This window comes from Pseudomonas sp. A214 (assembly GCF_900156295.1).
GTDB classification, from domain to species: domain Bacteria; phylum Pseudomonadota; class Gammaproteobacteria; order Pseudomonadales; family Pseudomonadaceae; genus Aquipseudomonas; species Aquipseudomonas rhizophila.
Genome location: NZ_LT707062.1, coordinates 5,607,126 through 5,631,480, shown reverse-complemented (window position 1 = coordinate 5,631,480; position 24,355 = coordinate 5,607,126). Strand labels below are relative to the sequence as shown.

The window sequence follows — 24,355 nt, the reverse complement described above, 5'->3', positions numbered from 1 at the left end:
ACGGTGTTTCATTTATTTTTTGCGAGGTTTCACCGGATGCGAACCCTCGGCATCTTATGCCTGCTGCTGACCCTGAGCGGTTGCAGTTCCCTGCTGTTCTACCCCGAACGCGGCCTGCCCTTTACCCCGGAACGGGCCAAGCTCGACTACCGCGACGTCACCCTGACCACCGCCGACGGTGTCAGGCTCCACGGCTGGTGGCTGCCGGTCAAGCCAGGGGTGGAGGTCAAGGGCACCGTACTGCACTTGCACGGCAACGGCGGCAACCTGGCCTGGCATCTGGGGGGGAGCTGGTGGTTGCCCGAGCAGGGTTACCAGGTATTGATGGTGGATTACCGCGGTTACGGCCGGTCCGAAGGCGAGCCGAGCCTGCCGGCGATCTATCAGGACATCGACGCGGCGTTCAAATGGCTCGACCAGGCGCCACAGGTTCAAGGCAAGCCTCTGGTGCTGCTCGGCCAGAGCCTGGGCGGCGCGCTGGCGGTGCATTACCTGGCCGATCATCCCGAGCGTCAGCCGCAACTCAAGGCCCTGGTGCTCGATGGCGTGCCCGCCAGTTATCGCGACGTAGGGCGTTTTGCCCTGAGTACTTCATGGCTGACCTGGGCATTGCAGGTGCCGCTGTCCTGGCTGGTGCCCGACGGTGACAGTGCAATCGGTTCGGTGGCGCAATTGAAGGGCGTACCGAAATTGATCTACCACAGCCTCGATGACCCGATCGTGCCTCTTTCCAACGGCATCCGTCTGTATCAAGCTGCGCCGCCGCCCCGGGTCCTGCAACTGACTCGCGGTGGGCATGTGCAGACATTCGCCGACCCGGTCTGGCGAACGGTGATGCTGCGCTATCTCGACGACCCCTGGCACTTCGACGGCCTGCGCCGCCTGGGCGAGATCCCGAATTATCCGAAATCATCCGTTGAATCTTCAGAGAGCCCGCAATGAGCGAAGAACGTAACGCCATCCCCCTGATCATCACCGGTATCTGCAGCATCCTCGGCACCGTCGCGGTGCTCTGGTACTACGGCTACCTGCACTTCGCCAAACCCGAGGATGCGTTGCTGCTCAACGAGTTCACCATGCTCAAGACCGTGCCGGGCGAAGACTACAAAGTCGCCCTGGAGCCTGCCCCCCAGGTCGCCCAGTGCATCGATGGTGTGCTGGTGCTGTTCGACACCGAACAGAAAGGCCTGACCGGCGTGCTGATCAATGAGAAGAAGCGTGCGGTGCGCTGCATGGGGCAGGAGACGCCGCAGAAGCTCGAGCCATAACCCAGCCATAATTCCCCTGTGGGAGCGAGCCTGCTCGCGATAGCGGTGGACCAGTCGCAACTGCATTGACTGACCCACCGCTATCGCGAGCAGGCTCGCTCCCACAGGGAAATGTGTTGGCCGATAAAAAAGCCCCGCCTGATCACGTCAGGCGGGGCTTTCCAGTTGCAGTCAGCCGATCAGTTGGCGCTCATGGTCGAGCGCGGGGCGACTGGCTGGTTGTCGTTGGAGATGGTCACCTCGACCCGACGGTTCATCGCACGGCCGGAGACGCTGGTGTTGTCCGCTACCGGGAATTCCTTGCCGTAACCCTGGGTCACGATGCGCGCCGGGTCGACGCCCATTTTCACCAGTGCCATACGCACGGAGCTGGCGCGGCGCTCGGACAGCGACTGGTTGTAGGAGTCCGAACCGGTGCTGTCGGTGTAGCCTTCGACAATCACCTTGCGGTCGGGATTTTCCTGGAGGAACTGGGCCAGTTTGTTCACGTTGACCAGGCCGCTGGAGCGCAGCTCGGACTTGTTGGTGGCGAACAGCACGTCACCGAAGGTCACCAGCGTGCCGCGTTCGGTTTGCTTGGCGTTGAGGCTGTCTTGCAGTTGCTTGATCTGCGCGTTACGGGCCTCGAGCAGTGCGCGGGCGCGTTCATCACCGGCGTTTTTCAGCTCGGCTTCAGCGGTGCGCAGGGCGATGGTCTGCTTGGCCACCTCCACGCGCTGGTTGGTCAGATAGGCCAACTGGTCGACCTTGGCTTCATCTTCCTTGTCCATGTAAGCCTTTTCTGCTTTGGCCAGGAAGTCGGCGGCGTCCTTGGTTTCCAGAGCCGCAACCTTGGTCGCCGCCGGGTCAGCCTGCAGACCGTTGTAGTTGGTACGGGCCTGTTCCAGATTAGCGTTCGGATCTGTGGAACACGCGGCCAGCGAGACGCAGGCGGCCAGCAGGGCGGGGATCATCAAGTGTTTGTGCATCATAGTCTGTCGTCCTTTTATCAATGAGAAGTACGTCGCGGCGTGAACGGCTTACTGAAGCTTGTTCATGCCTTCCTGACGCAGTTCCTGAACCCCTTTCTGGGAGTCCTTGAGAGCCTGTTCGGCCTTGGCGGCCTGGGCCTTGCGCTCAGCGACGCGGGCGTCCCACTCGGCCTGCTCGGCCAGACGCTTGGCTTCTTCGTAGTTCTTGTCGTGCATCGCGATTTCGGCCTGCTTGAGCTTGTCCTGGGCCGACTTCATTTCCACGGCGGCGAATTCGGTACCGCCGGCGCTGACGGCGCTGTTGACCGCCGATTGGGTCACCGCGTACTGCTCCGAGGGCGGGTTGCCGGCGCAACCGGCGAGGATGAAGCTGCTACCGATCGCCAGGGCAGCCAACTTCAGGCCGCGCAGGCCAGTGGATGAGGGTTTGGCAGTGCAGGTATTCATAGGCTTCAACTCCATTGGAAAACTCCTGAAAAAACTACAGATCCATGCTGGGACCGAAGCCGGGACGTCTGTTTCGGCGCTGGCGCCGGGGCGCGTTTATTTAAACGACCGTTCCAGTATGGTTACTCGGTGTGACCTGAGGCGTTTTTCAAAAGTTCAGCGAGGATGGCCAATCGCCAAAAGTTTTACTGACTGATTGGTCAACAGCAGAAAAGCTGAACTTTCAAGGCGCGCAGCGGTATTCCCGGCGTAGGAGGCGTGCGTTTTTGTGGGGAGCGCATGTAGGAACTGGCGAAGGCTGGGGCTGCGTTCGGACGATCTTTTGATCTGTCGTCTGGGAAAGATCGCAGCCCCGCTCCTAAAGAAAATTAGTGCTTGGACTTGTCATTCTGCGAGGAGAGTTGATGCAGATGACGCCGCGACAGAGCGAGAAAACGCGGGGTCGGGCCGACGTCTTCGTAGAGCGGGTCACCCTCTTCATCGGTGGCCACCACTTGCGAGCCCTTGATGTAAGGGAAGCTGGCTTCCAGTTCTTCCAGCGCCGCCCCGATCAATTCGCCGAGCAGTTCCTCGGGTTGGCGCTTGGGGTACATCTCGCAGATCGCCGCCAGTCGTGCGGCGGCCTCCACGTCCAGGTGAATGGTGTAGCCGGTCTGGGTCAGGCAACCCTTGGCGTTTTCTTCCCAGTGTTGGGCGAGCTCACGGATTTTCATGATGGCCTCAATAGCCCGCGGATGGCAGGCGCGCAGAGTGACAAGCCGTTGTGTGGCTTACTGTTAAGACTAGCTTTGTCCGACAAGGTTTAATGTCCCCTCGTCGCTTGTCATAAACGTCTTGCGTCGGCACTCTCTGTAAAACGTCTAACCCAAGAGCTGTCCGGACCTTTTGCTGGAGAACTGCTGATGACCGATATCGATGCACGCTTGCGCGAGGATGTTCACCTGCTCGGCGAGCTGCTGGGCAACACCATCCGCGAACAGTACGGGGACAGGTTTCTCGACAAGATCGAGCAGATCCGCAAGGGTGCCAAGGCCGATCGACGCGGCTCCATGGACGCCGAACTGAGCGCCAGCCTCAATCAGTTGGGCGAGGACGAACTGCTGCCGGTGGCGCGGGCGTTCAATCAGTTCCTCAACCTGGCCAACATCGCCGAGCAGTATCAACTTATCCACCGACGCGAAGAGTCCAAACCGGCACCGTTCGAGGCGCGGGTGCTGCCCGAACTGCTTGCTCGATTGCGGGCCGAGGGCCATGGCGCCGAGTCCCTGGCGCGGCAATTGGGACGGCTGGAAATCGAGCTGGTGCTCACCGCCCACCCCACGGAAGTGGCCCGGCGCACGCTGATCCAGAAATACGATGCCATCGCCGCGCAACTGGCGGCCCAGGACCACCGCGATCTCACCAGCGCCGAGCGCGCGCAGATCCACGAGCGTCTGCAACGGCTGATCGCCGAAGCCTGGCACACCGAAGAAATACGCCGCACCCGCCCGACCCCGGTGGACGAGGCCAAGTGGGGCTTTGCGGTGATCGAACATTCGCTGTGGCAAGCCATTCCCAACTACCTGCGCAAGGCCGATCAGGCCCTGCATGCCGCCACCGGCTTGCGCCTGCCGCTGGAGGCTGCACCGATCCGCTTTGCCTCGTGGATGGGTGGCGACCGGGATGGCAACCCCAATGTCACCGCTGCGGTAACCCGCGAAGTGCTGTTGCTGGCGCGGTGGATGGCGGCGGATCTGTACCTGCGCGACGTTGATCACCTGGCGGCTGAGCTGTCCATGCAAAAAGCCAGCGAGGCTTTGCGCGCCCAGGCCGGTGACAGCGCTGAACCCTACCGTGCCGTGCTCAAGCAATTGCGTGAACGCCTGCGTGCCACGCGCAATTGGGCGCACGCGTCCCTGAAAGTCACCACCCCAGCCTCTGCCGATGTGTTGCAGAACAACCGCGAACTGCTGGACCCGCTGGAGCTTTGCTACCAGTCCCTGCACGAGTGCGGCATGGGCGTGATCGCCGACGGGCCGCTGCTCGACTGCTTGCGCCGGGCGGTGACGTTCGGGTTGTTCCTGGTGCGCCTCGATGTGCGCCAGGACTCCACGCGCCACAGCGCAGCCATGACTGAAATCACTGACTACCTGGGCCTGGGCCGCTATGAGGACTGGAGCGAGGAGCAGCGCATCAGCTTTCTGCTGGAGGAGCTGAACAACCGGCGTCCGCTGCTGCCCGCACATTTCAAACCGTCGGCCGATACGGCGGAAGTCCTGGCCACGTGCCGGGAAGTGGCGGCGGCGCCGGCGGCGTCCCTGGGCTCGTACGTGATCTCGATGGCGGGCGCCGCTTCCGATGTGCTCGCGGTGCAGCTCTTGTTGAAAGAGGCCGGCGTGTTGCGACCCATGCGGGTGGTGCCGCTGTTCGAGACCCTGGCCGACCTGGACAACGCCGGGCCGGTGATCGAGCAATTGTTGCTGCTGCCGGGCTATCGATCGCGGCTGCAAGGGCCTCAGGAGGTGATGATCGGCTATTCCGATTCGGCCAAGGATGCCGGCACGACAGCGGCGGCCTGGGCACAGTATCGAGCCCAGGAACGGCTGGTGGACATTTGTCGCGAACAGCAAGTCGAACTGCTGTTGTTCCATGGCCGCGGAGGCACCGTGGGGCGTGGCGGCGGTCCGGCTCACGCGGCGATTCTGTCGCAACCGCCGGGTTCGGTGGCCGGGCGGTTCCGTACCACTGAGCAGGGTGAAATGATTCGTTTCAAATTTGGCCTGCCGGACATCGCCGAACAGAATCTCAATCTGTACCTCGCCGCCGTGCTGGAAGCGACACTGCTGCCTCCGCCGCCGCCCACTCCTCAGTGGCGTCATCTGATGGATGAACTGGCGGCCGACGGGGTCAAGGCTTACCGCGCCGTGGTGCGGGAAAATCCGCAATTCGTCGAGTATTTCCGCCAGTCCACACCGGAGCAGGAGCTGGGCCGTCTGCCGCTGGGCAGCCGGCCGGCCAAGCGCCGGGCCGGAGGCATCGAAAGCCTGCGGGCGATCCCGTGGATCTTCGGCTGGACCCAGACGCGCCTGATGCTGCCGGCCTGGCTCGGTTGGGAGACCGCCCTGGGCAAGGCGCTGGAGCGCGGCGAGGGCGAGTTGCTGGGGCAGATGCGCGAGCAATGGCCGTTTTTTCGCACCCGCATCGACATGCTGGAGATGGTGCTGGCCAAGGCCGACGCGGACATCGCGCGCTCCTACGATGAGCGTTTGGTCGAACCTGGGTTGCTACCGTTGGGCGAGCATTTACGCGACCTATTGTCGCAGGCGTGCGCGGTGGTCCTGGGGTTGACCGGTCAGTCGCAGCTACTGGCACATAGCCCTGACACCCTGGAATTCATTCGCCTGCGCAACACCTACCTCGACCCGTTGCACCTGTTGCAGGCTGAACTGCTTGCCCGTTCCCGGCAGCAGGACGTTGCCCAGGGCAGCCCCGTGGAACAGGCGCTTCTGGTGTCTGTGGCGGGGATTGCCGCCGGTTTGCGCAACACCGGCTAAGGTTAAGCGGCGTACCGAAACGGCCCGCCCGGTATCCCCCGGGCGGAGGCCGGGTGGGCAGGGAGGAGGTCGGTCGGGCGACAGTTTGTTGTCCGGTTGCGACGATCGCCACCTCCTCCCAAGGTCGCGTCAGGCGCGGGTTCCTTCGACTTTCGGCGGCTTGTGTGGGTCGGGCCTGCTGTGTATCTTGATCAGCCTTTGGCCGTTTGGGCGGTCACGATCCTGTTTTCCGAGATTGGCCCCACGAGGCGAATCCGAGCGTTTACATAAAAAAATTGAGGAGCACATCGATGCGCGTCATTCTGCTGGGAGCTCCCGGGGCCGGTAAAGGTACTCAGGCAAAGTTCATCACCGAAAAATTCGGTATCCCGCAAATCTCCACTGGCGACATGCTGCGTGCCGCGGTCAAGGCCGGCACCGAGCTGGGCGTCAAGGCCAAGAGCATCATGGATGCCGGCGGCCTGGTGTCGGATGACCTGATCATCGCGCTGGTCCAGGATCGCATCGCTCAAGCCGATTGCGCCAACGGCTTCCTGTTCGACGGTTTCCCGCGCACCATTCCGCAGGCCGAAGCCTTGGTTACGGCTGGCGTGGAGTTGGATCACGTTGTCGAAATCGCCGTCGACGACGAAGAGATCGTTCAACGCATTGCCGGTCGTCGTGTCCACGAGCCGTCCGGCCGTGTCTACCACACCGTCTATAACCCGCCGAAACTCGCCGGCAAGGACGACATCACCGGTGAAGCACTGGTGCAGCGCAAGGACGACACCGAAGAAACCGTGCGCCATCGCCTGTCGGTCTACCATTCCCAGACCAAGCCGCTGGTGGAGTTCTACCAGAAGCTGTCCGCCAAGACCCAGGGCAAGCCCAAGTACAGCTACATCGCGGGCGTTGGTTCGGTTGAAGCGATCACCGGCAAGGTGCTTGAAGCACTGAGCTGACAAGTCTGCTGTGCAGCAAATAACAACGGCCCGCTTGCGGGCCGTAGTTGTTTATACTGGCGCACTTTTCCCCATCTGATTTACGGACACACCGATGAGCACCTTGCTGGCCCTGGATACCGCGACTGAAGCTTGCTCCGTTGCCTTGCTGCACGACGGCAAGGTCACGAGCCATTACGAGGTGATCCCGCGCTTGCACGCCCAGAAGCTGCTGCCGATGATCCAGCAATTGCTCAGCGATGCAGGGACCACCTTGCAGGCGGTGGATGCGATTGCCTTTGGTCGTGGGCCGGGAGCGTTCACTGGCGTGCGCATTGCCGTCGGCGTGGTGCAGGGCCTGGCGTTTGCCCTGGAGCGGCCGGTGTTGCCGGTGTCCAACCTGGCGGTACTCGCCCAGCGCGCCTTGCGTGAACAGGGCGTCAGCCAGGTCGCGGCGGCCATCGATGCGCGCATGGATGAGGTGTATTGGGGCTGCTACCGCGAGTCCGAGGGTGAGATGCGCCTGGTGGGCGCCGAAGCGGTGCTCCCCCCCGAAGCGGCGGCGTTGCCTGCCAACGCCAGCGGCGACTGGTTCGGCGCCGGGACCGGTTGGGGCTACGGCGAGCGGATTGCCGTCCCCCTCAGCGGCCAGGACGCCTCGATGCTGCCCCATGCCGAAGACCTGCTGACCCTGGCCCGCTTCGCCTGGGAGCGCGGCGAAGCCATCCCGGCCGACGATGCACAACCGGTGTACTTACGGGACAAGGTTGCAACACCCAAATCCGAACGGTAGACCCAGGCGTTGTGAGAGCAAAGCTTGCTCGCGATACGGGGGCCCCGGTTCTTCGGCGGACCGCGTCATCTTCATCGCGGGCAAGCCTTGCTCCTACAAAGTCATTTGCTCCCCCAAAAGTCACGCCCAATATTACCAGTCGTCATTTTTTCGAGCCGGTTTTAAACCTTTTTGACTTTATGTGCTCTAGTTATCACTTGCGCATTTGCGCGGCTGTGAAAGTGCCGCTAAATTGCCATCATTGATACCGAGCATTCTGTTATGCGTATAGACGGCGTTTCATCCCAGTCCTACCCCATCAAACGCAGGCCTCGTGCAGGCAAAGTTGCTGCGGATGAGTCCTTCGATGACATCGATGGCGAACTGGAATTTCCGTCCGAAGAGCAGTTGGCCGCTCGCGCTGCCAAAGCCTCGGCGCAACGCCTGAGCAATCTTCCGGCCCGTCAGCAAGACATGCTGTATCACCGCGCGATGAGCCGCAGTGTATCCGCGGCCCTGGCCAGCTACCTGAGCACTGCCGGTTTCGTTGACTGGGATATGGAAGTGCTGGGACTCGATCTCTACATCTGATGGGGTTGCCTTACTACCTGGGCTGCCCGTCCTGGAGCGAAAACGCCTGGCGCGATTATCTTTATCCGCAAGACGCCAAAAGCTCCGATTTCCTGAACCTCTATTCTCAAGTGTTCAATGCCGTGGAAGGCAATACGACCTTCTACGCCAGCCCCTCTGCGGCCATCGTTCAGCGCTGGGCGCAGACCATGCCCGAGCAGTTTCGCTTCACCGCCAAGTTGCCCGGTGACATCAGCCACAATGGCGATTTGCGTGAGCACCTGACGGCCATCGAAACCTTCGTGCAATTGCTCAGCCCCCTGGGCGAACGGGTTTCACCGTTCTGGTTGCAGCTATCCAAGGCCTTTACCCCGAATCGCTTGCCGGAGCTGGCGGGCTTCATCGATGCCTTTGAGCGACCCTTGGCCGTGGAGGTCCGTCACGGTGACTTCTTTGCCAAGGGCGATGCCGAACGACAGCTCAACCGCCTGCTCCTTGATCGCGGGGTAGAACGCATCTGTCTGGATCCCCGGGCATTGTTCAGTTGCACCTCGACCGATCCTGCCGTGCTCCATGCTCAATCGAAGAAACCGCGCGTACCGCCCCGGCCGACCGCGTTCACCGACTGCCCGCAGGTGCGTTTCATCGGCCATCCAGTGCTGGAGGCCAACGAACCGTTCCTGACCCCCTGGGTGGAAAAAATCGCCGGGTGGATCGAAGAGGGGCGCACGCCTTATATCTTTCTGCACACCGCCGACAACGTGCTGGCGGCCAAACTCGCGCAACACTTTCATCGCCGATTGATGAGCCGTTTGCCTGGCTTGCCGGCCCTGCCTGAGCTATACAGAGAGCCCGCCGCCGAGCAACTGGGTTTGCTCTGAGGCAAAATTTCTCTGCCCAGGAGTGATTTCCATGGATGCGCAAACCCGTCGAGCCCAGGCCTTCAAAGCCTTGCATGAACGCGAAGGCGCGTTCGTCATTCCCAACCCGTGGGACGCCGGTTCGGCAAAGATGCTTGCCAGTCTCGGCTTCGAGGCCCTGGCCACCACCAGTGCCGGTTACGCTTTTTCCTTGGGACGGCCCGATGGTGCCGCGGGGCTGGATGACACCCTGGCCAATGTCCGGGCGATTGTGGCGGCCACTGACTTGCCAGTGGCGGTCGATCTGGAGAACGGCTTCGCCGATGCCCCCGAGGCGTGCGCCAGCAGCCTGATCCGCGCGGCGCAGGCCGGCGCGGTGGGTGGCTCGATCGAAGATGCCACAGGGCGCGAAGACAGCCCGATCTATGGCTTCGAGCATGCCGTGGCGCGGGTTAAAGCTGCGGCTGACGCGGTGCGCAGTCTGCCGTATCCCTTTGTGCTGACCGCCCGGGCGGAGAATTTTCTGCACGGCAAGCCCGACCTGGATGACACCCTTGCCCGCCTGAAGGCGTTCGCCGATGCCGGTGCCGACGTGCTGTATGCCCCAGGCTTGAGCTCGGCCGAGCAGGTGCTGGCGGTGGTCCGGGCGGTGGCGCCGAAACCGGTGAATGTGTTGATGTCCGGGGCGCTGGACCTGACGGTTGCGCAGCTGAGCGAGATGGGCGTCAAGCGCATCAGTGTCGGGTCCGCGCTGGCCCTGGCGGCGTATGGCGAGTTTTTCCGCGCCGCCGAGGAAATCCGCGAACAGGGCTCGTTCACCTTCACCCGTCGTTCGATGCCCTTCAACCAGGCCAACCAATTATTCAAGGGTTGAGGCCCGAGGCATTGTCGTGCGGGTTTTGAAAGGTTTTACGCTATTGGTGCTGGTTGTTGGCGTCGCAGTGCTGGGGGTATGGCGCGGTTGGCTGTCGGTGCCGCCACAATGGAATCCCTGGGCGCCCCTGGACGTCAATGCGCCGCCGAACCTGCTGACCCGTTACAAACTCATGGCCCTGCGCAACGATCCGCAGTTATGCGACCAGGCGCTCGCGACCTCGGGGCTGCGGGCCACTCGCCAGGCCGACAGCAGTCCCCAGGCCAGTTGCCCGCTGAGCAATGTGCTGAGGGTGCAGGGCGGCGAGGTGGCGTTGAGCAGCAGCTTCCTGGCCAGTTGCCCGCTGGCGGTGGCGTTCGCCTTGTTTGAACGTCACGCGCTGCAGCCGGCGGCGCTGGCGACCTATGGGCAGGAAGTGGTGCAGGTCGATCATCTGGGCAGTTTCGCCTGTCGCAATATGTACGGTCGGGAGAGCGGGGCGCGCAGCCAGCATGCCACGGCCAGTGCGCTGGATATCGCCGGGTTTCGCCTGGCGGACGGCCGTCGCGTGAACGTGCTCAAGGACTGGCCGAAGGACAACACCCACGCCCAATTCCTGCGCCAGGTGCGCGACGGTGCCTGTGACGTGTTCAATGTGGTCTTGAGTCCGGATTACAACGCGGCGCACCGCAACCATTTTCATCTGGATGTCGGGCCGTGGTGGATTTGCCGTTGATTCAGGCGGCGATGCGCAGGTTCTGCAACACGATCGGGCGTGCCCAGCGGGTATCGAAGTCCAGTTGCTTCTGCTGTGCCACCAGTTCCTCTTCCGGGAACGGCGGGAACGGCTTGTCCAGCAGGTCCAGTTCGAATTCGGCAATCGGCAGGTGCAGTGGACGTGGCTGAGGCGCAGGTCCCGGTTCTGGCAGCGGTTGGCCGGCGGCAAGCACCAGAGGGCGAACCCAGTTGCTTTCGAAGGTCTGCTGTTTTTGCTGGGTGGCGATTTCTTCCGGCGGGAACGGCGGGAAGGGTTTGTCCAGCAGGTCGAGTTCAAATTCAGCGATTGGCAGGAACAGCGGCTCAGGCGGTTTGACTTGGGTTTCTGTCACTTGGCAGTTGCGCTGGCTGACAATGTGCTCGAGCAATTCGGCGCCGAGGGTCGGTTCAACAGCCGCATCGAGGGCAACTGGCTGGTAGCTGCCAGGCGCCGGTGCGTTATCACCCAGTTGATCGGCCAGGGCCCGGGCAAAAAAATCCTGCCACAGGTGACTGACGCCGCTCAGGGCTTGGGTGTTGCGCAGGCTGTAATCGCCGTAAGGGGAGATGACGCCTATCGATGTGGATTGAATGTCTGACATTTTTCTCGGTCGACGCTCAGCTCTGGCAAAATGCCGTTCACCGTTGTTATCGGCCGTTTTTGCCGATCCTTAATTTTTTGAGCATGTTTCCAAGAATGAACAACTTCCATGAGTGATCAACCCGCGGCCTGCCGCATCCATGTTGAGGCCCTGGCCCCGGCCTTCCAGCCGCAGGCCGAGCACTGGGCACAGCGCCTTGACCTGCCGTTGCAGGTGGACGATGGCGAGTTTGCCTTGCAGGTCGGTGAGCAGGGGTTGCAATTGCAGCAACTGGGGCCGGATGCGCCGGGACCGGTGCGGGTGGACTTCGTCGAAGGCGGCGCGGCCCATCGCCGCTTGTACGGCGGCGGTAGCGGCCAGATGATCGCCAAAGCCGTCGGTGTGGCCCAGGGCGTACGTCCGCGTGTGCTGGATGCTACGGCCGGGTTGGGCAAGGATGCGTTTGTGCTGGCCAGCCTGGGCTGTGAAATGAGCCTGATCGAGCGCCAGCCGCTGATCGGCGCATTGCTTGAGGATGGCCTGGCCCGAGGCGCGGAGGACTTCGACGTGGCGCCGATCGTCGCCCGCATGCGGTTGCTCAAGGGCAATTCCATCGAGGTGATGCGCAACTGGCAAGGCGAGCCGCCCCAGGTGATCTACCTGGACCCGATGTTCCCTCATCGTGAGAAAACGGCCCTGGTGAAGAAGGAAATGCGCCTGTTCCGGCCGCTGGTGGGCGACGACCTGGACGCTCCGGCGTTGTTGGCCGCGGCCCTGGCCCTGGCGACTCACCGCGTCGTGGTCAAGCGTCCGCGCAAGGCACCGTGCATCGAAGGGCCAAAACCCAGCCACGGGCTCGAGGGTAAATCCAGCCGCTACGACATCTATCCCAAGAAGGCGCTCAAGGCCTGATCTGTGGGAGAAGGTGTTATGGGGAAGAGAATGTCCGTGGGAGCAAAGCTTGCTCGCGACGAACGATGACACGGTCTGCTGAGAGATCGCGCCGCCGCCATCGCGAGCAAGCTTTGCTCCCACAGGCCCAGTTCAGTCAGGAAAACGGTGGCTGGCCTAAGCTCGATAAGCGCGCATAAACAACCCCACCACTTCCTCGACATGAGCCTCGGCCGCTGCGGCTTCCAACGGTGCGCCGCAGCCATACAGCAAGCGGAAATTCGCCGCACCCTTGATCAGGCAGAAGAAGTGTTCCGCCGCATTGCGCGGTTTGTCGATGCTCAGGGCGCCGCTCTGGTTGACCTTGTTCAGCAGCCTTTCCATGCCTGAGAGCATCCGTTGCGGGCCTGCTTCAAAGAAGATCGTCGACAGCTGCGGGTCCTGGCTGCCCAAGGCCATGATCAACCGATGCAGGTTCACCGATTCGTCGCTGTTGATCAGTTGGTGAAAACCACGGGCAATGTTCAGCAACACATGTTCGATCGGCACGCCGTCAGGCCATTCGAAGAAAAGCGGCGGCACTTGCTCTTCACACTTAGCCACCACGGCAGCGGAAAACAGCGTTTCCTTGTCGTTGAAGTGGCTGTAGACCGTCAGCTTCGACACACCGGCCTCGGTGGCGACCGCGTCCATGCTGGTGTTGGCATACCCCAGGCTGACGAAGAGTTTTTTTGCCGCGTCGAGAATGGCCTGGCGCTTGGCCAGATCCTTCGGACGGCCTGGGCCGTTGGGAGGTGAAAGATTGTTCGACATTATTCGCTTTTAATACTGGACTGGTGAGTTTGCTATTAATAACATACTCGTCAGTATAATTATTCCAAGCACCATTAGCGAAAGGTCACTCGCCATGTTCCGCTATGCCTTGCCCCTCGCCCTGCCAGTGAGCCTGGTTTTTTTATTGTCTGCGTGTGGTCAGGACGAACCCGTGTCCCTTGCCGTGCGCCCCGCCATGGTGGTGCAGCCAGAGCCTTCGGGCCAGGCGATGGAAAGTTATCCGGGTGAAGTCAGGGCGCGATTCGAGCCAGACCTGGCCTTTCGCATCGGCGGCAAAGTAAGCCGACGACTGGTCGAAGAGGGCCAGCGAGTCAAGGCCAACCAGCCCCTGGCCGAGCTCGATCCCCAGGACGTGCGCCTGCAGCTGGAAGCTACCCGTGCCCAAGTCGCCGCCGCCGAAGCCAACCTGAACCTGGTGCGCGCTGAACGTGATCGCTACAAAACCTTGATGGAGCGGCAGATGGTCAGCCGCTCCCAGTACGACAACGCAGAAAACCTCTACCGCTCCGGTGCCGCGCGGCTCAAGCAGATCAAGGCTGAATTCGATGTCGCCAGCAACCAGGCCAGTTACTCGGTGCTGCGTGCGCCTCAGGATGGCGTGGTTGCCCGGCGTTCCGTGGAGGTCGGGCAGGTGGTGTCGGCCGGTCAAACGGTCTTCACCCTCGCCACTGACGGCGAGCGTGAAGTGCTGATCAGCCTGCCGGAGCAGGGCTTTGGCCGGTTCAAGATTGGTCAGCCGGTCTCGGTGGAGTTATGGAGCCAGCCCGATCAGCGTTTCAGCGGGCGCATCCGCGAACTGTCGCCAGCCGCCGATCCCAGATCCCGCACCTTCGCCGCTCGCGTTGCCTTCACCGCCGGCAGTGTTCCGGCTGAGTTGGGCCAGAGTGCCCGAGTGTTTATCCAGACCGGCGACCAGGTGTCGCTGTCGGTGCCGCTGTCTGCACTCACCGCCGAGAACGGCGCCACTTACGTGTGGGTAGTCAACGGCAATAACACCCTGAAAAAAGTCCCGGTGCGCGTCGGCCCGTTTGGCGAAAAAACCGTTCCGGTGCTTGAAGGGCTGAGCCCCAATGACTGGGTCGTCGCAGCCGGTGTGCACGTGCTCCTCGACGGCCAGCAGGTGCGGCCGGTGGATCGCTCCAACCGCGTGGTCAATCTGGCGGCCAAGGAGTAATCCCCGATGGGCTTCAATCTTTCCGAATGGGCGCTGCGTAACCGCCAGATCGTCCTGTTCCTGATGTTGCTACTGGCAATCGTCGGCGCGCTTTCCTACACCAAGCTCGGCCAGAGCGAAGACCCGCCGTTTACCTTCAAGGCCATGGTCATTCGCACCAACTGGCCGGGGGCTACGGCCGAGGAGGTTTCTCGCCAGGTCACCGAACGCATCGAAAAGAAACTGATGGAAACCGGCGATTACGAAAGAATCGTCTCGTTCTCCCGCCCGGGCGAATCCCAGGTGACTTTCATGGCTCGCGATTCCCTGCATTCGGCGCAGATTCCCGAGTTGTGGTACCAGATCCGCAAGAAGGTCAGTGACATCCGTCACACCTTGCCGCCGGGCATCCAGGGGCCGTTTTTCAACGATGAGTTCGGCACCACCTTCGGCAATATCTATGCGCTGACTGGCGATGGTTTTGACTACGGCGTGCTCAAGGATTACGCCGATCGCATCCAGATCCAACTGCAACGAGTCAAGGATGTGGGCAAGGTCGAACTGCTGGGTTTGCAGGACGAGAAAATCTGGATCGAACTGTCGAACGTTAAGCTGGCGACCCTCGGCGTGCCGCTGGCGGCAGTCCAGCAGGCGTTGGAAGAGCAGAACGCAATATCGACCGCAGGCTTTTTCGAAACCGGCAGCGAGCGAGTCCAACTACGGGTATCGGGAAATTTTCAGACAGTAGAAGAGATCCGCGACTTTCCCATTCGTGTCGCTGATCGCACGTTCCGTATCGGCGATGTCGCGGATGTGCATCGCGGTTTCAACGATCCGCCAGCCCCGCGCATGCGCTTCATGGCCGAAGATGCCATTGGTCTGGCCGTGGCGATGAAGGACGGCGGCGACATTCTGATTCTGGGCAAGGCCCTGGAGGCGGAGTTTGCCCGTATCCAGAACAACCTGCCGGCCGGCATGCAATTGCGTAAGGTCTCGGACCAGCCGGCGGCGGTGAAAACCGGTGTTGGCGAGTTCGTCCAGGTGCTGGTGGAGGCCCTGACGATCGTGTTGCTGGTGAGCTTCTTCTCCCTCGGGCTGCGAACCGGGATGGTGGTCGCCCTGGCGATTCCGCTGGTGCTGGCGATGACCTTCGCCGCGATGTATTACCTGGGCATCGGCCTGCACAAGATTTCCCTTGGCGCGCTGGTGTTGGCGTTGGGTCTGCTGGTGGATGACGCGATCATCGCGGTCGAGATGATGGCGATCAAAATGGAGCAGGGCTTCGACCGGATCAAGGCCGCCAGCTATGCCTGGACCAGCACCGCATTCCCGATGCTCACCGGTACGCTGATCACCGCTGCGGGTTTCCTGCCGATCGCCACGGCGCAGTCAGGCACCGGTGAGTACACCCGTTCGATTTTCCAGGTCGTTACCCTGGCGCTGCTGGCCTCCTGGGTGGCCGCGGTGGTGTTCGTGCCGTACCTGGGTGAGAAACTGTTGCCGGACCTGGCGAAAATTCATGCCGCCAAACACGGCACCGCTGATGGCCAGTTCAACCCCTACGGCACGCCGTTCTACCAGCGTGTCCGGCGCTTGGTGGAGTGGTGCGTGCGGCGGCGCAAAACCGTCATCGTGCTGACTGTGCTGTTATTTGTGGGCTCGGTGGCACTGTTCCGTTTCGTGCCACAACAGTTCTTCCCGGCCTCGGGGCGACTTGAGCTGATGGTCGACCTGAAGCTGGCCGAAGGCGCGTCCCTGAGCAACACCGCCGAGCAGGTCAAGCGCCTTGAAGCGCTGCTCAAGGACCACGCGGGCATCGACAACTACGTGGCTTATGTCGGCACCGGTTCACCGCGTTTCTACCTGCCGCTGGATCAACAACTGCCGGCACCCAGCTTCGCCCAGTTCGTGGTGCTGGCCAAGACCATCGAAGACCGCGAGCCCCTGCGCAGCTGGTTGATCACCACGTTGAACGAGCAGTTCCCGGCCCTGCGCTCGCGGGTCACGCGCCTGGAAAATGGCCCGCCAGTGGGTTATCCGGTGCAGTTTCGCGTGACCGGTGAGCACATCGAACAAGTCCGGGCCCTGGCCCGGAAAGTGGCGACCAAGGTTCGTGAAAATCCCTACGTGGCCAATGTGCATCTGGATTGGGAAGAGCCGAGCAAGGTGGTGTACCTGAACGTCGATCAGGACCGCGCCCGAGCGTTGGGCGTGAGTACGGCTAACCTGTCGAGCTTTTTGCGCAGTTCCCTCACCGGCTCCAGCGTCAGCCAATACCGGGAAGACAACGAACTGATCGAGATTCTGCTGCGCGGCACGGTGCATGAGCGCACCGAATTGTCCCTGCTGCCGAGCCTGGCGGTGCCGACCGACAATGGCACAAGCGTTGCGCTGTCACAGATCGCGACGCTGGAATACGGCTTCGAAGAAGGCGTTATCTGGCACCGCAATCGCCTGCCAAGTGTGACCGTGCGGGCTGATATCTATGGCAAGGAACAACCGGCGACCCTGGTGCAGCAGATCTTCCCGACCCTGGCCCCGATTCGTGCCGAGCTGCCGGACGGTTATCTGCTGGAAGTGGGCGGTACGGTAGAGGATGCCGCCCGTGGCCAGCAATCGGTGAACGCCGGCGTGCCGCTGTTCATCGTCGTGGTGCTGACGTTGCTGATGCTGCAATTGCGCAGTTTTTCCCGCACGGCCATGGTGTTTCTCACCGCGCCCCTGGGACTGATCGGTGTCACACTGTTCCTGCTGGTGTTCCGCCAGCCGTTCGGTTTCGTTGCCATGTTGGGCACCATCGCCTTGTCGGGGATGATCATGCGCAACTCGGTGATTCTGGTGGACCAGATCGAACAGGACATCAAGGCGGGGCTCGCCCCGTGGCAGGCGATCATCGAAGCCACTGTGCGACGGTTCCGCCCGATTGTGCTCACCGCGCTGGCGGCGGTGCTGGCGATGATTCCGCTGTCACGTAGCCTGTTCTTTGGCCCGATGGCGGTGGCGATCATGGGCGGGCTGATCGTGGCGACGGCGTTGACGCTGTTGTTCCTGCCGGCGTTGTATGCGGCGTGGTTCAGGGTCAAGAAGACCTGACACGATCCTGATAGCACTGAAGATCAAATGTGGGAGCGAGCCTGCTCGCGATGGCGGAATATCAGTCAACACAGATGTTATGGCTGATACCGCTATCGCGAGCAGGCTCGCTCCCACAGTGTTTTTGCGCTGAATCTCAGAGCGTACCAAACACCTTCTTGGCCAAACTGCTCGCCGCCGCCGCAGGGTTCTGGCGGATGGTGGCTTCCTGTTTGCCGATCATCTCGAACAAACCGTCCAGCGCTTGTTCGGTCACGTAGTTTTCGATGTTGGCGCTTTTGGCGTCCAGCACGCCGAAGGTCGCCGCTTGGCCTGCGAACGTGTTGTATTTCTGCGCCAGGCCGACCTTGTCGGTGGCTTGCTTGACGATGGGCAGGAACTTGGCGCGGATCTGCTCGCGGCTGCTCTTGTTCAGGTACTGCGTGGCGGAATCGTTGCCGCCGCTCAGGATCCCCTTGGCATCGCTCACACTCATGTTCTTCACGGCATTGACCAGGATCGGCTGGGCCTGGACCACAGCGGCTTCAGCGGCCTGGTTCATGCTGGCTTCCAGTTGTTCGACCTGATCGCCCATGCCAAAGGCTTTCATCTTGCTGGCGACTTTACCGAGCTTGCCCGGCAGTTCGATCTTTACCTCGGGATTGTTGCTGAAGCCACCGGGTGTGCCCAACTGCTTGACGGCTACTTGGGCGCCCTGGGTCAGTGCGTCCTTGAGGCCGCCGGTGGCGTCCTTCTGCGAGAGGTCGGCCAGGGACAGGGCCATGGTGTTGGCGCAGAACAACAGGCCGGCGCACAGGCTGGTGAAACGGAGCGTAGAGCGGAGCATGGCAGCTTCCTTGAAAAAATTAGAAAGAGAAATCAGCGGGCGGCGTTGACGCGGATCTTCAGCGGCTGTGGATCTTTGCCATTGAGCTGCACGGTGTGTTGTTCGGTGGTGATGAACATCAACTGGCCGTCCACTTCAATGCGCGCGCTCACGGCATAGCGATGGCCGGGTTTGACCTGGGCCGGATCATAGCTGAGGTGAAACGGCAGCGGGACCTGGCCCTTGACCGGACCGCTCTGTTCATCAAGCACCACCGCGGGGGCGTCGGCCAGGGACACATCCTGCAGGCTCACGCTTAAGACAGCGGTAGGCGGCAGGGCGATGCGCTGCAGGTAGAACACTTCACCGTCGAGACTGTTTTTGCTCGCCAGCGGTGCGCTGGAGCAGGCACTGAGTAACGTGGCAACGGCGACGAGAAGAAGCTTTTTCATTGGGGGCATTTCCATATTGAGGGCGCCAGAGAGAACCTGGCGCCTGTGGGGTCAGTCCGCAACCAGCGGGATGACCTGATCTGCCGCATCTTCACTGCGATGCAACGCCACCTGACGGATCGACAAACGGATCTCCGCCGGCAGGACCCGCTTGGCCGCACCTTCGGCCAGTTCACCCAGCAGCTCGTGATAGCTTAGCTTGCCCGCTTCGTCCCGGCGCAGTACGTCCAGGTCCAGCATTGTCTGGATGAAATGCCGGAACAGGCTCTTGTCGAAGAACTCCGGTGCGTTCAAGCCGTGCAGGATCGACAGGCGTTGGGCCATGACCGTGCAGAGGTCTTCCAGTTCTTCGGCGCTGATGCTGTTCTGGCCGCTGTTGAGCAGCAGGGAGACGGTCATGTAGAAGCGCTGCAAGGTCTGCGCGATGCTCTTGGACAACAGGGTCAGCAGCACGAAATGCCGCGAACTTGGGGCCGGGCGCAGGTACAGGTCTTTTTCGAAACGCAGCAGCCCTTGTTCGACGAACGCTTCGAGCCATTGGTCGACCACGGCGTCCAGTTCTTCCAGTGACCAGCGAATGAACAGCTCCGATTGCAGGTAGGGGTACAAGGCGCGGGTGTAGCGCAGGATCTGTTCGCGGCTCATGCGCGAAGTGCTTTGGAAGAAACTCGCCAGCAACGCCGGCAGGGCAAAGATGTGCAGCACGTTGTTGCGGTAGTAGGTCATCAGGACGGCATTCTGCTCGTCCAGATACAGAATCTTGCCCAGGGCATCGCTCTGTTCCGACAGCAGGTGCATGCCTTTGACGTGCTCGATCAGCGCTCGACCATCGCCCTCGGGCAAGGTGGTGTGAGGCGAGTACGGCACTTTGCGCAACAACGCCAGGTACAGGTCCAGCACCCGGGCCATGGCACGGTCGTCCAGGGCCAGGCGGCTGGTGGACAGCAGCGCCAGGGCGACCAGGTTGACCGGGTTGATGGCCGCCGCTTCGTTCAGGTGCCGGGCCACCCGCTCGCCGAGGCGGTGGGTGGTTGCGTTGAGCCAGGCCGGTTTGAATTGCGGGCCCAGCTCCTGTTGGCGCCAACCCGGCTGTTCGCCGTCGAGAAACTCCGCCAGTTTGATCGGCTCACCGAAGTTCACCGCTACTTGGCCGAAGCGCTGCTTGAGGGCACCGATGACCTTGAAAATGTCGAAGATCGATTCTTTCTTCTTGCTCGCCCCACGCAGTTCACCCAGGTAGGTGCGGCCTTCCAGCACGCGCTCATAGCCGATGTAGACCGGCACGAACACGATGGGCATGCGCGATGAGCGCAGGAAGCTGCGCAAGGTGATGGCGAGCATGCCGGTTTTGGGTTGCAGCATGCGTCCGGTGCGCGAGCGACCGCCCTCGACGAAATACTCCACCGGAAAGCCTTTGGTGAACAGTGTGTGCAGGTACTCGTTGAACACCGCGGTATAGAGCGGGTTGCCCTTGAAGGTGCGACGCATGAAAAACGCCCCGCCCCGACGCAGCAGACCGCCGATCACCGGCATGTTGAGGTTGATGCCGGCGGCGATGTGCGGCGGGGTCAGGCCGTTGCGAAACAGCAGGTACGACAGCAGCAGGTAGTCGATATGGCTGCGGTGGCACGGCACGTAGATGACTTCGTGACCCTGGGCGACTTTCTGCACGCCTTCGATGTGGTTGACCTTGATGCCGTCGTAGATCTTGTTCCAGAACCAGCTCAGCACCACTTCCAGGAAACGGATCGCGGTGTAGGTGTAGTCCGAGGCGATTTCGTTGCCGTAACGCAGCGCCTGGGCCTTGGCTTTTTCCGGGGTGATTTTTTCCCGCTCGGCCTCGTCGGCAATCGCCTGTTTGACCAGCGGCTGGTTCAGCAGCCCCTTGACCAGGTTGCGTCGGTGGGAAATGTCCGGGCCAATGACCGCCGCTTTCAAGTTGCGAAAATGTATCCGCAGGATCCGCTGGGCCATGCGCACGGTGCGTTCGTGGCCCTTGTCGTGCTCGATCAGTTCGCGCAAATGGATCGGTGCGGAAAACTGCACGCGGGTCTTGCGCCCCAGGATCATGATGCTCAGCAAGCGCCGTAGCCGGCCAGTGACGGCCCAGCTGTCGGCGAACAACAGTTTCCACGGGCTGGATTCGCTGTCGGGCGACTGCCCCCAGAACACGCTGACCGGGATGATCTGTGCGTCTTCGGCGGCGTTGTGGGTCAGGGCATTGACCAGTCGCGTCAGGGTCGGCGGTGCGCCACGTTTGTCCTGCCGGCCGAGCCAGTCCGGTGCCGGGGTCAGGTAGAAAAACGCCGCCGGTTCCAACAGGTTGCCCACGGACACCGGCAGTACCGGGCGGGGCAGGCCAGCCTTGGTGCACTCGGTGTCGAGCACCGCCAGGTCGGTGAGCGAAGGGTTTTGCAGGACGTAGAACACCGGACGACTGCGGTCGAGGTTGAGGGTGAAGGACGACTGATTGATCGTCTCGGAGCGAACCCAGAGGTACAACAGTCGGCGCAGGGTGCCAAACACAAGACGGCGGAACGGGGAACGGGTCATACGGCTTCTGCATGAGTGGATAAGATAAAGCGGCGGCTAGTGTGCCGGATTCGTCGAAAATCGGCAAAAAAGCGCCGAAGTAAAGTCAGTTGAGAGTTTTTACGTCTGTCATATACTCGGGCGGCTGACTGCCTCTGCCTTCCTCGTGGACGGCCGGACGGCGGCGAAGATCGTACGGCTTTCTATCGAAAGGCCGACTTAAAAATAAAAATGGGAGTGAGCAATCATGGCAGCACGCGAAACCGGCAATGTGAAGTGGTTCAACGACGCCAAAGGCTACGGCTTCATCCAGCGTGAAGGCGGGGCGGATGTATTCGTGCATTACCGCGCGATCCGTGGCGAAGGCCATCGTTCTCTGACTGAAGGCCAGCAGGTCGAGTACGCGGTGGTGGAAGGGCAGAAGGGCTTGCAGGCTGAGGATGTGGTGGGGTTGTAACCCGCATTCACTGGCGACACAAAACCCCTTGTGGGAGCGAGCCTGCTCGCGATAGCGGTGTGTCAGTCACTTCTAATCTGGCTGATCTACCGCTATCGCGAGCAGGCTCGCTCCCACATGGGTTGTGCTTTTACCTTTGTATCTGCGGCGGGCATCGCGAGGGTGGCCCTCAGATAGTCACGCCGTCTTCCAGGTAATCTCTTCTTCCCCATCGGCGCTGATGCGAATCCAGCGATCCGCCGACTCTTCACCTTCTTCCTCCACCCACGACCCAGGTGCGCAGCGCACTTCGACGTTCAGCGCGGCAAAGGCTGCACGGGCGCAGGCGATGTCGTCTTCCCACGGGGTCTGGTCGCTTTCCAGGTACAGGCTGTTCCATTTACCCACAGCCTTGGGTAGCCAGGTCACCGGGATATCGCCGGCCTTGCACTTGTAAGTCTGGCCTTTCTGGACCCAGTCGCTGCACGGGCCCAGGGCCTGGCCGAGCCACGCGGCAATGGCCTTGTGATCGACGTCGGCGTCTTTGAGGTAAATCTCGATATCGGGTTGGCGCATGGATGTCCTCACTGCGGTCTTGAAAAATCCATTCGCGGATTTAACTGGCCTCTGGCGGTTGCCCGAGGCCGGGAATTAAAAGTTATTGAAGAACGAAATAATCGTAGCGCATCGACACCGTGACCTCGAACGGCTCGGCCTGCTCGATCACGCTGGCGCGGCGTTCGGCACTGGCGCGCCAGCCGTGGGGCGTCATCGCCAACAGGTTGGCGCGGTCCTGGCCACTTATGAGTGTGAGCTTGAACTCGAGGGTTTCGCTGTGATCGAGCACCATGCCCGACGGCACCAGGGCCAGGTGTTTGTCATCCGTGTACTGGCGCACTTCGTCGTACAGTCGCTCGCGCAATTCCATCAGGTGGCCGCTGGTCGGGCCGACCTTCATCAGGCCGCCACCGGGGCTGAGCAGGCGTTTGGCCTCCTGCCAGTCCAGCGGGCTGAACACGCTGGCCAGAAACTGGCAGCAGCCGTCCGCCAGCGGTACGCGGGCCATGCTGGCGATCAACCAGGTCAGCCGTGGATCGCGTTTGCAGGCGCGTTTGACCGCCTCGCGGGAGATGTCCAGGGCGTAGCCATCGGCATCCGGCAAGGCTTGCGCGATCTGCGCGGTGTAGTAGCCCTCGCCACAGCCGATGTCCAGCCAGCGACCGGGCGCGCGCTCGGCGGCCAGTTCGGCCAGGCGCCGGGCGACAGGGGCGTAATGCCCGGCGTTGAGGAAGTCGCGGCGGGCTTCGACCATCGCCTGGTTGTCGCCGGGATCGCGGCTGTTCTTGTGCTGCACCGGCAGCAGGTTCAGGTAACCCTGCCGCGCGCGGTCGAAGCGATGGCCGGCCGGGCACACCACGCCGTTGTCCACCGCGTTCAGCGGTTCACTGCAGATCGGGCAGGCGAGCATCAGGCGAGCAACTTGATCAGCGTCTTGTAGTAGATCTCGGTCAGTACGTCGAGATCGGCCGCCAGCACGCGCTCGTTGACCTGGTGGATGGTCGCGTTGACCGGCCCCAGTTCCACCACTTGGGTGCCCATGGTGGCGATGAAGCGGCCATCGGAGGTGCCACCGCTGGTGGAGGCTTTTGTCTCGCGACCGGTGACATCCTTGATGCTCGAAGACACGGCATCCAGCAACGCGCCTGGTTCGGTGAGGAATGGCAGGCCCGACAACGCCCAATCGATGTGCCAGTCCAGTTGATGCTTGTCGAGGATATCGGCGACGCGTTTTTGCAAGCCTTCGACGGTGGACTCGGTAGAGAAGCGGAAGTTGAACACCGCCACCAGGTCGCCAGGGATCACGTTGGTCGCGCCAGTGCCGGCGTTGAGGTTGGAAATCTGGAAACTGGTGGGCGGGAAGAAGTCGTTGCCGTGGTCCCAATGCTCGGCGGCCAACTCTGCCAGGGCCGGCGCGGCCAGGTGGATGGGGTTCTTCGCCAGGTGCGGATAGGCCACGTGGCCTTGCTTGCCGCGCACCGTCAGCTTGGCGCCGAGGGAGCCGCGACGACCGTTCTTGACCACGTCACCCACCAGGGTGGTGCTCGACGGCTCGCCAACGATGCACCAGTCCAGGCGTTCCTGGCGGGCCTTGAGGCGCTCGACCACGGCCTTGGTGCCGTGGTGGGCCGGGCCTTCTTCGTCGCTGGTGATCAAAAAGGTGATCGAGCCTTTGTGGTCCGGGTAGTCGGCGACAAACCGTTCCGCTGCCACCACCATAGCCGCCAGGCTGCCTTTCATGTCTGCCGCGCCACGGCCACAGAGCATGCCGTGTTCATCGATGACCGCATCGAACGGGTCGAGCTGCCAGGCTTGCACCGGACCGGTCGGCACCACGTCGGTGTGCCCGGCGAAACACAGCACCGGGCCGTCATGCTTGCCATGGCTGGCCCAGAAGTTATCCACATCCTCGATGCGCATCGGTTCGAGCGTAAAGCCCGCGCTGCCCAGGCGCTGCATCATCAGTTTCTGGCAATCGGCATCCACCGGCGTCACGGACGGACGGCGGATCAGGTCGCAGGCGAGTTGCAGGGTCGGCGAGAGGTCGGCGTGGGCCGTCATGGAAAACTC

Annotated in this window: 24 protein-coding genes; 13 read left to right on the top strand and 11 right to left on the bottom strand. The window is 62.0% G+C overall.

Annotated features, from left to right (window positions below; translation table 11 throughout):
* Positions 1–36 precede the first annotated feature (36 nt).
* Both BW979_RS25210 and BW979_RS25205 read left to right on the top strand, forming a co-directional pair.
* Positions 37–942 (top strand): alpha/beta hydrolase, encoded by a 906-nt coding sequence (locus BW979_RS25210; protein WP_076386204.1) that lies wholly within the window; start codon positions 37–39, stop codon positions 940–942.
* Positions 939–1,268: a hypothetical protein gene (locus BW979_RS25205; RefSeq protein WP_047227531.1), complete on the top strand. Its 330-nt coding sequence runs from the start codon at positions 939–941 to the stop codon at positions 1,266–1,268. Before BW979_RS25210 ends, BW979_RS25205 begins: the two co-directional genes overlap by 4 nt.
* A 179-nt stretch (positions 1,269–1,447) precedes the next feature.
* Here BW979_RS25205 and BW979_RS25200 read toward each other — a convergent pair whose 3' ends face one another.
* The 3 genes from BW979_RS25200 to BW979_RS25190 all read right to left on the bottom strand — a co-directional run bounded on the left by BW979_RS25200 (position 1,448) and on the right by BW979_RS25190 (position 3,399).
* On the bottom strand, positions 1,448–2,236 hold the full coding sequence (locus BW979_RS25200) for an OmpA family protein (protein WP_047227595.1): 789 nt from the start codon (positions 2,234–2,236) through the stop codon (positions 1,448–1,450).
* A gap of 51 nt (positions 2,237–2,287) precedes the next feature.
* Positions 2,288–2,701, bottom strand: a complete 414-nt coding sequence (locus tag BW979_RS25195) for a DUF4398 domain-containing protein (protein ID WP_047227532.1) — start codon at positions 2,699–2,701, stop codon at positions 2,288–2,290.
* A 353-nt stretch (positions 2,702–3,054) separates the two neighbouring features.
* Entirely contained in the window at positions 3,055–3,399 is a 345-nt protein-coding gene (locus BW979_RS25190; RefSeq protein WP_047227533.1) for a hypothetical protein, read from the bottom strand.
* A gap of 189 nt (positions 3,400–3,588) precedes the next feature.
* On the opposite strand from BW979_RS25190, the gene ppc reads away from it, so the two are divergent.
* The 7 genes from ppc (at position 3,589) to BW979_RS25155 (ending at position 10,930) form a co-directional block, all read left to right on the top strand.
* Positions 3,589–6,219 carry a phosphoenolpyruvate carboxylase gene (gene ppc / locus BW979_RS25185; RefSeq protein WP_047227534.1) on the top strand — a complete coding sequence of 877 codons (2,631 nt, stop codon included), beginning with the start codon at positions 3,589–3,591 and terminating at the stop codon, positions 6,217–6,219.
* A gap of 290 nt (positions 6,220–6,509) precedes the next feature.
* Positions 6,510–7,160: an adenylate kinase gene (gene adk, locus BW979_RS25180; RefSeq protein ID WP_047227535.1), complete on the top strand. Its 651-nt coding sequence runs from the start codon at positions 6,510–6,512 to the stop codon at positions 7,158–7,160.
* Positions 7,161–7,254: 94 nt separating this feature from the next.
* Positions 7,255–7,932 carry a tRNA (adenosine(37)-N6)-threonylcarbamoyltransferase complex dimerization subunit type 1 TsaB gene (gene tsaB, locus BW979_RS25175; protein ID WP_047227536.1) on the top strand — a complete coding sequence of 226 codons (678 nt, stop codon included), beginning with the start codon at positions 7,255–7,257 and terminating at the stop codon, positions 7,930–7,932.
* Between the two features lie 261 nt (positions 7,933–8,193).
* Positions 8,194–8,502: a hypothetical protein gene (locus BW979_RS25170; protein WP_047227537.1), complete on the top strand. Its 309-nt coding sequence runs from the start codon at positions 8,194–8,196 to the stop codon at positions 8,500–8,502.
* Complete coding sequence (locus BW979_RS25165; RefSeq protein ID WP_076386203.1) at positions 8,502–9,362, top strand: DUF72 domain-containing protein; 861 nt, start codon at positions 8,502–8,504, stop codon at positions 9,360–9,362. The genes BW979_RS25170 and BW979_RS25165 overlap by 1 nt, the downstream gene beginning before the upstream one ends.
* Before the next feature lie 31 nt (positions 9,363–9,393).
* Positions 9,394–10,215 (top strand): isocitrate lyase/PEP mutase family protein, encoded by an 822-nt coding sequence (locus tag BW979_RS25160; RefSeq protein WP_076386202.1) that lies wholly within the window; start codon positions 9,394–9,396, stop codon positions 10,213–10,215.
* Between the two features lie 16 nt (positions 10,216–10,231).
* Entirely contained in the window at positions 10,232–10,930 is a 699-nt protein-coding gene (locus BW979_RS25155; protein ID WP_047227540.1) for an extensin-like domain-containing protein, read from the top strand.
* A gap of 1 nt (position 10,931) precedes the next feature.
* Here the strand turns inward: BW979_RS25155 and BW979_RS25150 are convergent, their stop codons facing one another.
* Positions 10,932–11,552, bottom strand: coding sequence for a hypothetical protein (locus BW979_RS25150; RefSeq protein ID WP_047227541.1), 621 nt, complete (start codon positions 11,550–11,552; stop codon positions 10,932–10,934).
* 108 nt (positions 11,553–11,660) lie between these two features.
* Between BW979_RS25150 and BW979_RS25145 the strand changes: the two genes are divergently transcribed.
* Positions 11,661–12,443: a class I SAM-dependent methyltransferase gene (locus BW979_RS25145; protein WP_047227542.1), complete on the top strand. Its 783-nt coding sequence runs from the start codon at positions 11,661–11,663 to the stop codon at positions 12,441–12,443.
* 156 nt (positions 12,444–12,599) lie between these two features.
* Here the strand turns inward: BW979_RS25145 and BW979_RS25140 are convergent, their stop codons facing one another.
* Complete coding sequence (locus BW979_RS25140) at positions 12,600–13,235, bottom strand: TetR/AcrR family transcriptional regulator (RefSeq protein WP_076386201.1); 636 nt, start codon at positions 13,233–13,235, stop codon at positions 12,600–12,602.
* Positions 13,236–13,329: 94 nt separating this feature from the next.
* Here BW979_RS25140 and BW979_RS25135 point away from each other — a divergent pair, with 94 nt between their 5' ends.
* Both BW979_RS25135 and BW979_RS25130 read left to right on the top strand, forming a co-directional pair.
* Positions 13,330–14,430, top strand: coding sequence for an efflux RND transporter periplasmic adaptor subunit (locus tag BW979_RS25135; RefSeq protein WP_047227544.1), 1,101 nt, complete (start codon positions 13,330–13,332; stop codon positions 14,428–14,430).
* Positions 14,431–14,436: 6 nt separating this feature from the next.
* Positions 14,437–17,502: an efflux RND transporter permease subunit gene (locus BW979_RS25130; protein ID WP_076386200.1), complete on the top strand. Its 3,066-nt coding sequence runs from the start codon at positions 14,437–14,439 to the stop codon at positions 17,500–17,502.
* Positions 17,503–17,638: 136 nt separating this feature from the next.
* Here BW979_RS25130 and BW979_RS25125 read toward each other — a convergent pair whose 3' ends face one another.
* From BW979_RS25125 to plsB, 3 genes are read right to left on the bottom strand one after another with little or no spacing between them, the layout of a single operon-like run.
* Entirely contained in the window at positions 17,639–18,328 is a 690-nt protein-coding gene (locus BW979_RS25125) for a DUF4197 domain-containing protein (RefSeq protein WP_076386199.1), read from the bottom strand.
* Between the two features lie 32 nt (positions 18,329–18,360).
* Positions 18,361–18,759 (bottom strand): YbaY family lipoprotein, encoded by a 399-nt coding sequence (locus tag BW979_RS25120; protein WP_076386198.1) that lies wholly within the window; start codon positions 18,757–18,759, stop codon positions 18,361–18,363.
* A gap of 51 nt (positions 18,760–18,810) precedes the next feature.
* Positions 18,811–21,312, bottom strand: a complete 2,502-nt coding sequence (gene plsB, locus BW979_RS25115) for a glycerol-3-phosphate 1-O-acyltransferase PlsB (protein WP_076386197.1) — start codon at positions 21,310–21,312, stop codon at positions 18,811–18,813.
* A gap of 226 nt (positions 21,313–21,538) precedes the next feature.
* On the opposite strand from plsB, the gene BW979_RS25110 reads away from it, so the two are divergent.
* A complete protein-coding gene (locus BW979_RS25110; protein WP_003184959.1) occupies positions 21,539–21,748 on the top strand; it encodes a cold-shock protein in 210 nt (69 codons plus the stop codon).
* Between the two features lie 177 nt (positions 21,749–21,925).
* Here BW979_RS25110 and BW979_RS25105 read toward each other — a convergent pair whose 3' ends face one another.
* The 3 genes from BW979_RS25105 to dapE form a co-directional block, all read right to left on the bottom strand.
* Positions 21,926–22,303, bottom strand: coding sequence for a hypothetical protein (locus BW979_RS25105; protein ID WP_047227549.1), 378 nt, complete (start codon positions 22,301–22,303; stop codon positions 21,926–21,928).
* 82 nt (positions 22,304–22,385) lie between these two features.
* A complete protein-coding gene (locus tag BW979_RS25100; RefSeq protein WP_076386196.1) occupies positions 22,386–23,195 on the bottom strand; it encodes a putative RNA methyltransferase in 810 nt (269 codons plus the stop codon).
* Positions 23,195–24,346 carry a succinyl-diaminopimelate desuccinylase gene (gene dapE, locus BW979_RS25095; RefSeq protein WP_047227551.1) on the bottom strand — a complete coding sequence of 384 codons (1,152 nt, stop codon included), beginning with the start codon at positions 24,344–24,346 and terminating at the stop codon, positions 23,195–23,197. The genes BW979_RS25100 and dapE overlap by 1 nt, the downstream gene beginning before the upstream one ends.
* Between the last annotated feature and the right edge of the window lie 9 nt (positions 24,347–24,355).

Excerpts from the sequence above, each read along its gene's own strand:
- BW979_RS25100 (WP_076386196.1), bottom strand. The coding sequence starts at position 23,195 with ATGCTCGCCTGCCCGATCTGCAGTGAACCGCTGAACGCGGTGGACAAC.
- dapE (WP_047227551.1), bottom strand. The coding sequence starts at position 24,346 with ATGACGGCCCACGCCGACCTCTCGCCGACCCTGCAACTCGCCTGCGAC.
- BW979_RS25140 (WP_076386201.1), bottom strand. The coding sequence starts at position 13,235 with ATGTCGAACAATCTTTCACCTCCCAACGGCCCAGGCCGTCCGAAGGAT.
- BW979_RS25135 (WP_047227544.1), top strand. The coding sequence starts at position 13,330 with ATGTTCCGCTATGCCTTGCCCCTCGCCCTGCCAGTGAGCCTGGTTTTT.
- BW979_RS25130 (WP_076386200.1), top strand. The coding sequence starts at position 14,437 with ATGGGCTTCAATCTTTCCGAATGGGCGCTGCGTAACCGCCAGATCGTC.
- BW979_RS25125 (WP_076386199.1), bottom strand. The coding sequence starts at position 18,328 with ATGCTCCGCTCTACGCTCCGTTTCACCAGCCTGTGCGCCGGCCTGTTG.
- BW979_RS25120 (WP_076386198.1), bottom strand. The coding sequence starts at position 18,759 with ATGAAAAAGCTTCTTCTCGTCGCCGTTGCCACGTTACTCAGTGCCTGC.
- BW979_RS25105 (WP_047227549.1), bottom strand. The coding sequence starts at position 22,303 with ATGCGCCAACCCGATATCGAGATTTACCTCAAAGACGCCGACGTCGAT.
- BW979_RS25110 (WP_003184959.1), top strand. The coding sequence starts at position 21,539 with ATGGCAGCACGCGAAACCGGCAATGTGAAGTGGTTCAACGACGCCAAA.
- BW979_RS25190 (WP_047227533.1), bottom strand. The coding sequence starts at position 3,399 with ATGAAAATCCGTGAGCTCGCCCAACACTGGGAAGAAAACGCCAAGGGT.
- BW979_RS25165 (WP_076386203.1), top strand. The coding sequence starts at position 8,502 with ATGGGGTTGCCTTACTACCTGGGCTGCCCGTCCTGGAGCGAAAACGCC.
- tsaB (WP_047227536.1), top strand. The coding sequence starts at position 7,255 with ATGAGCACCTTGCTGGCCCTGGATACCGCGACTGAAGCTTGCTCCGTT.
- BW979_RS25195 (WP_047227532.1), bottom strand. The coding sequence starts at position 2,701 with ATGGAGTTGAAGCCTATGAATACCTGCACTGCCAAACCCTCATCCACT.
- BW979_RS25150 (WP_047227541.1), bottom strand. The coding sequence starts at position 11,552 with ATGTCAGACATTCAATCCACATCGATAGGCGTCATCTCCCCTTACGGC.
- BW979_RS25200 (WP_047227595.1), bottom strand. The coding sequence starts at position 2,236 with ATGCACAAACACTTGATGATCCCCGCCCTGCTGGCCGCCTGCGTCTCG.
- BW979_RS25205 (WP_047227531.1), top strand. The coding sequence starts at position 939 with ATGAGCGAAGAACGTAACGCCATCCCCCTGATCATCACCGGTATCTGC.
- adk (WP_047227535.1), top strand. The coding sequence starts at position 6,510 with ATGCGCGTCATTCTGCTGGGAGCTCCCGGGGCCGGTAAAGGTACTCAG.
- BW979_RS25160 (WP_076386202.1), top strand. The coding sequence starts at position 9,394 with ATGGATGCGCAAACCCGTCGAGCCCAGGCCTTCAAAGCCTTGCATGAA.
- ppc (WP_047227534.1), top strand. The coding sequence starts at position 3,589 with ATGACCGATATCGATGCACGCTTGCGCGAGGATGTTCACCTGCTCGGC.
- BW979_RS25145 (WP_047227542.1), top strand. The coding sequence starts at position 11,661 with ATGAGTGATCAACCCGCGGCCTGCCGCATCCATGTTGAGGCCCTGGCC.
- BW979_RS25170 (WP_047227537.1), top strand. The coding sequence starts at position 8,194 with ATGCGTATAGACGGCGTTTCATCCCAGTCCTACCCCATCAAACGCAGG.
- plsB (WP_076386197.1), bottom strand. The coding sequence starts at position 21,312 with ATGACCCGTTCCCCGTTCCGCCGTCTTGTGTTTGGCACCCTGCGCCGA.
- BW979_RS25210 (WP_076386204.1), top strand. The coding sequence starts at position 37 with ATGCGAACCCTCGGCATCTTATGCCTGCTGCTGACCCTGAGCGGTTGC.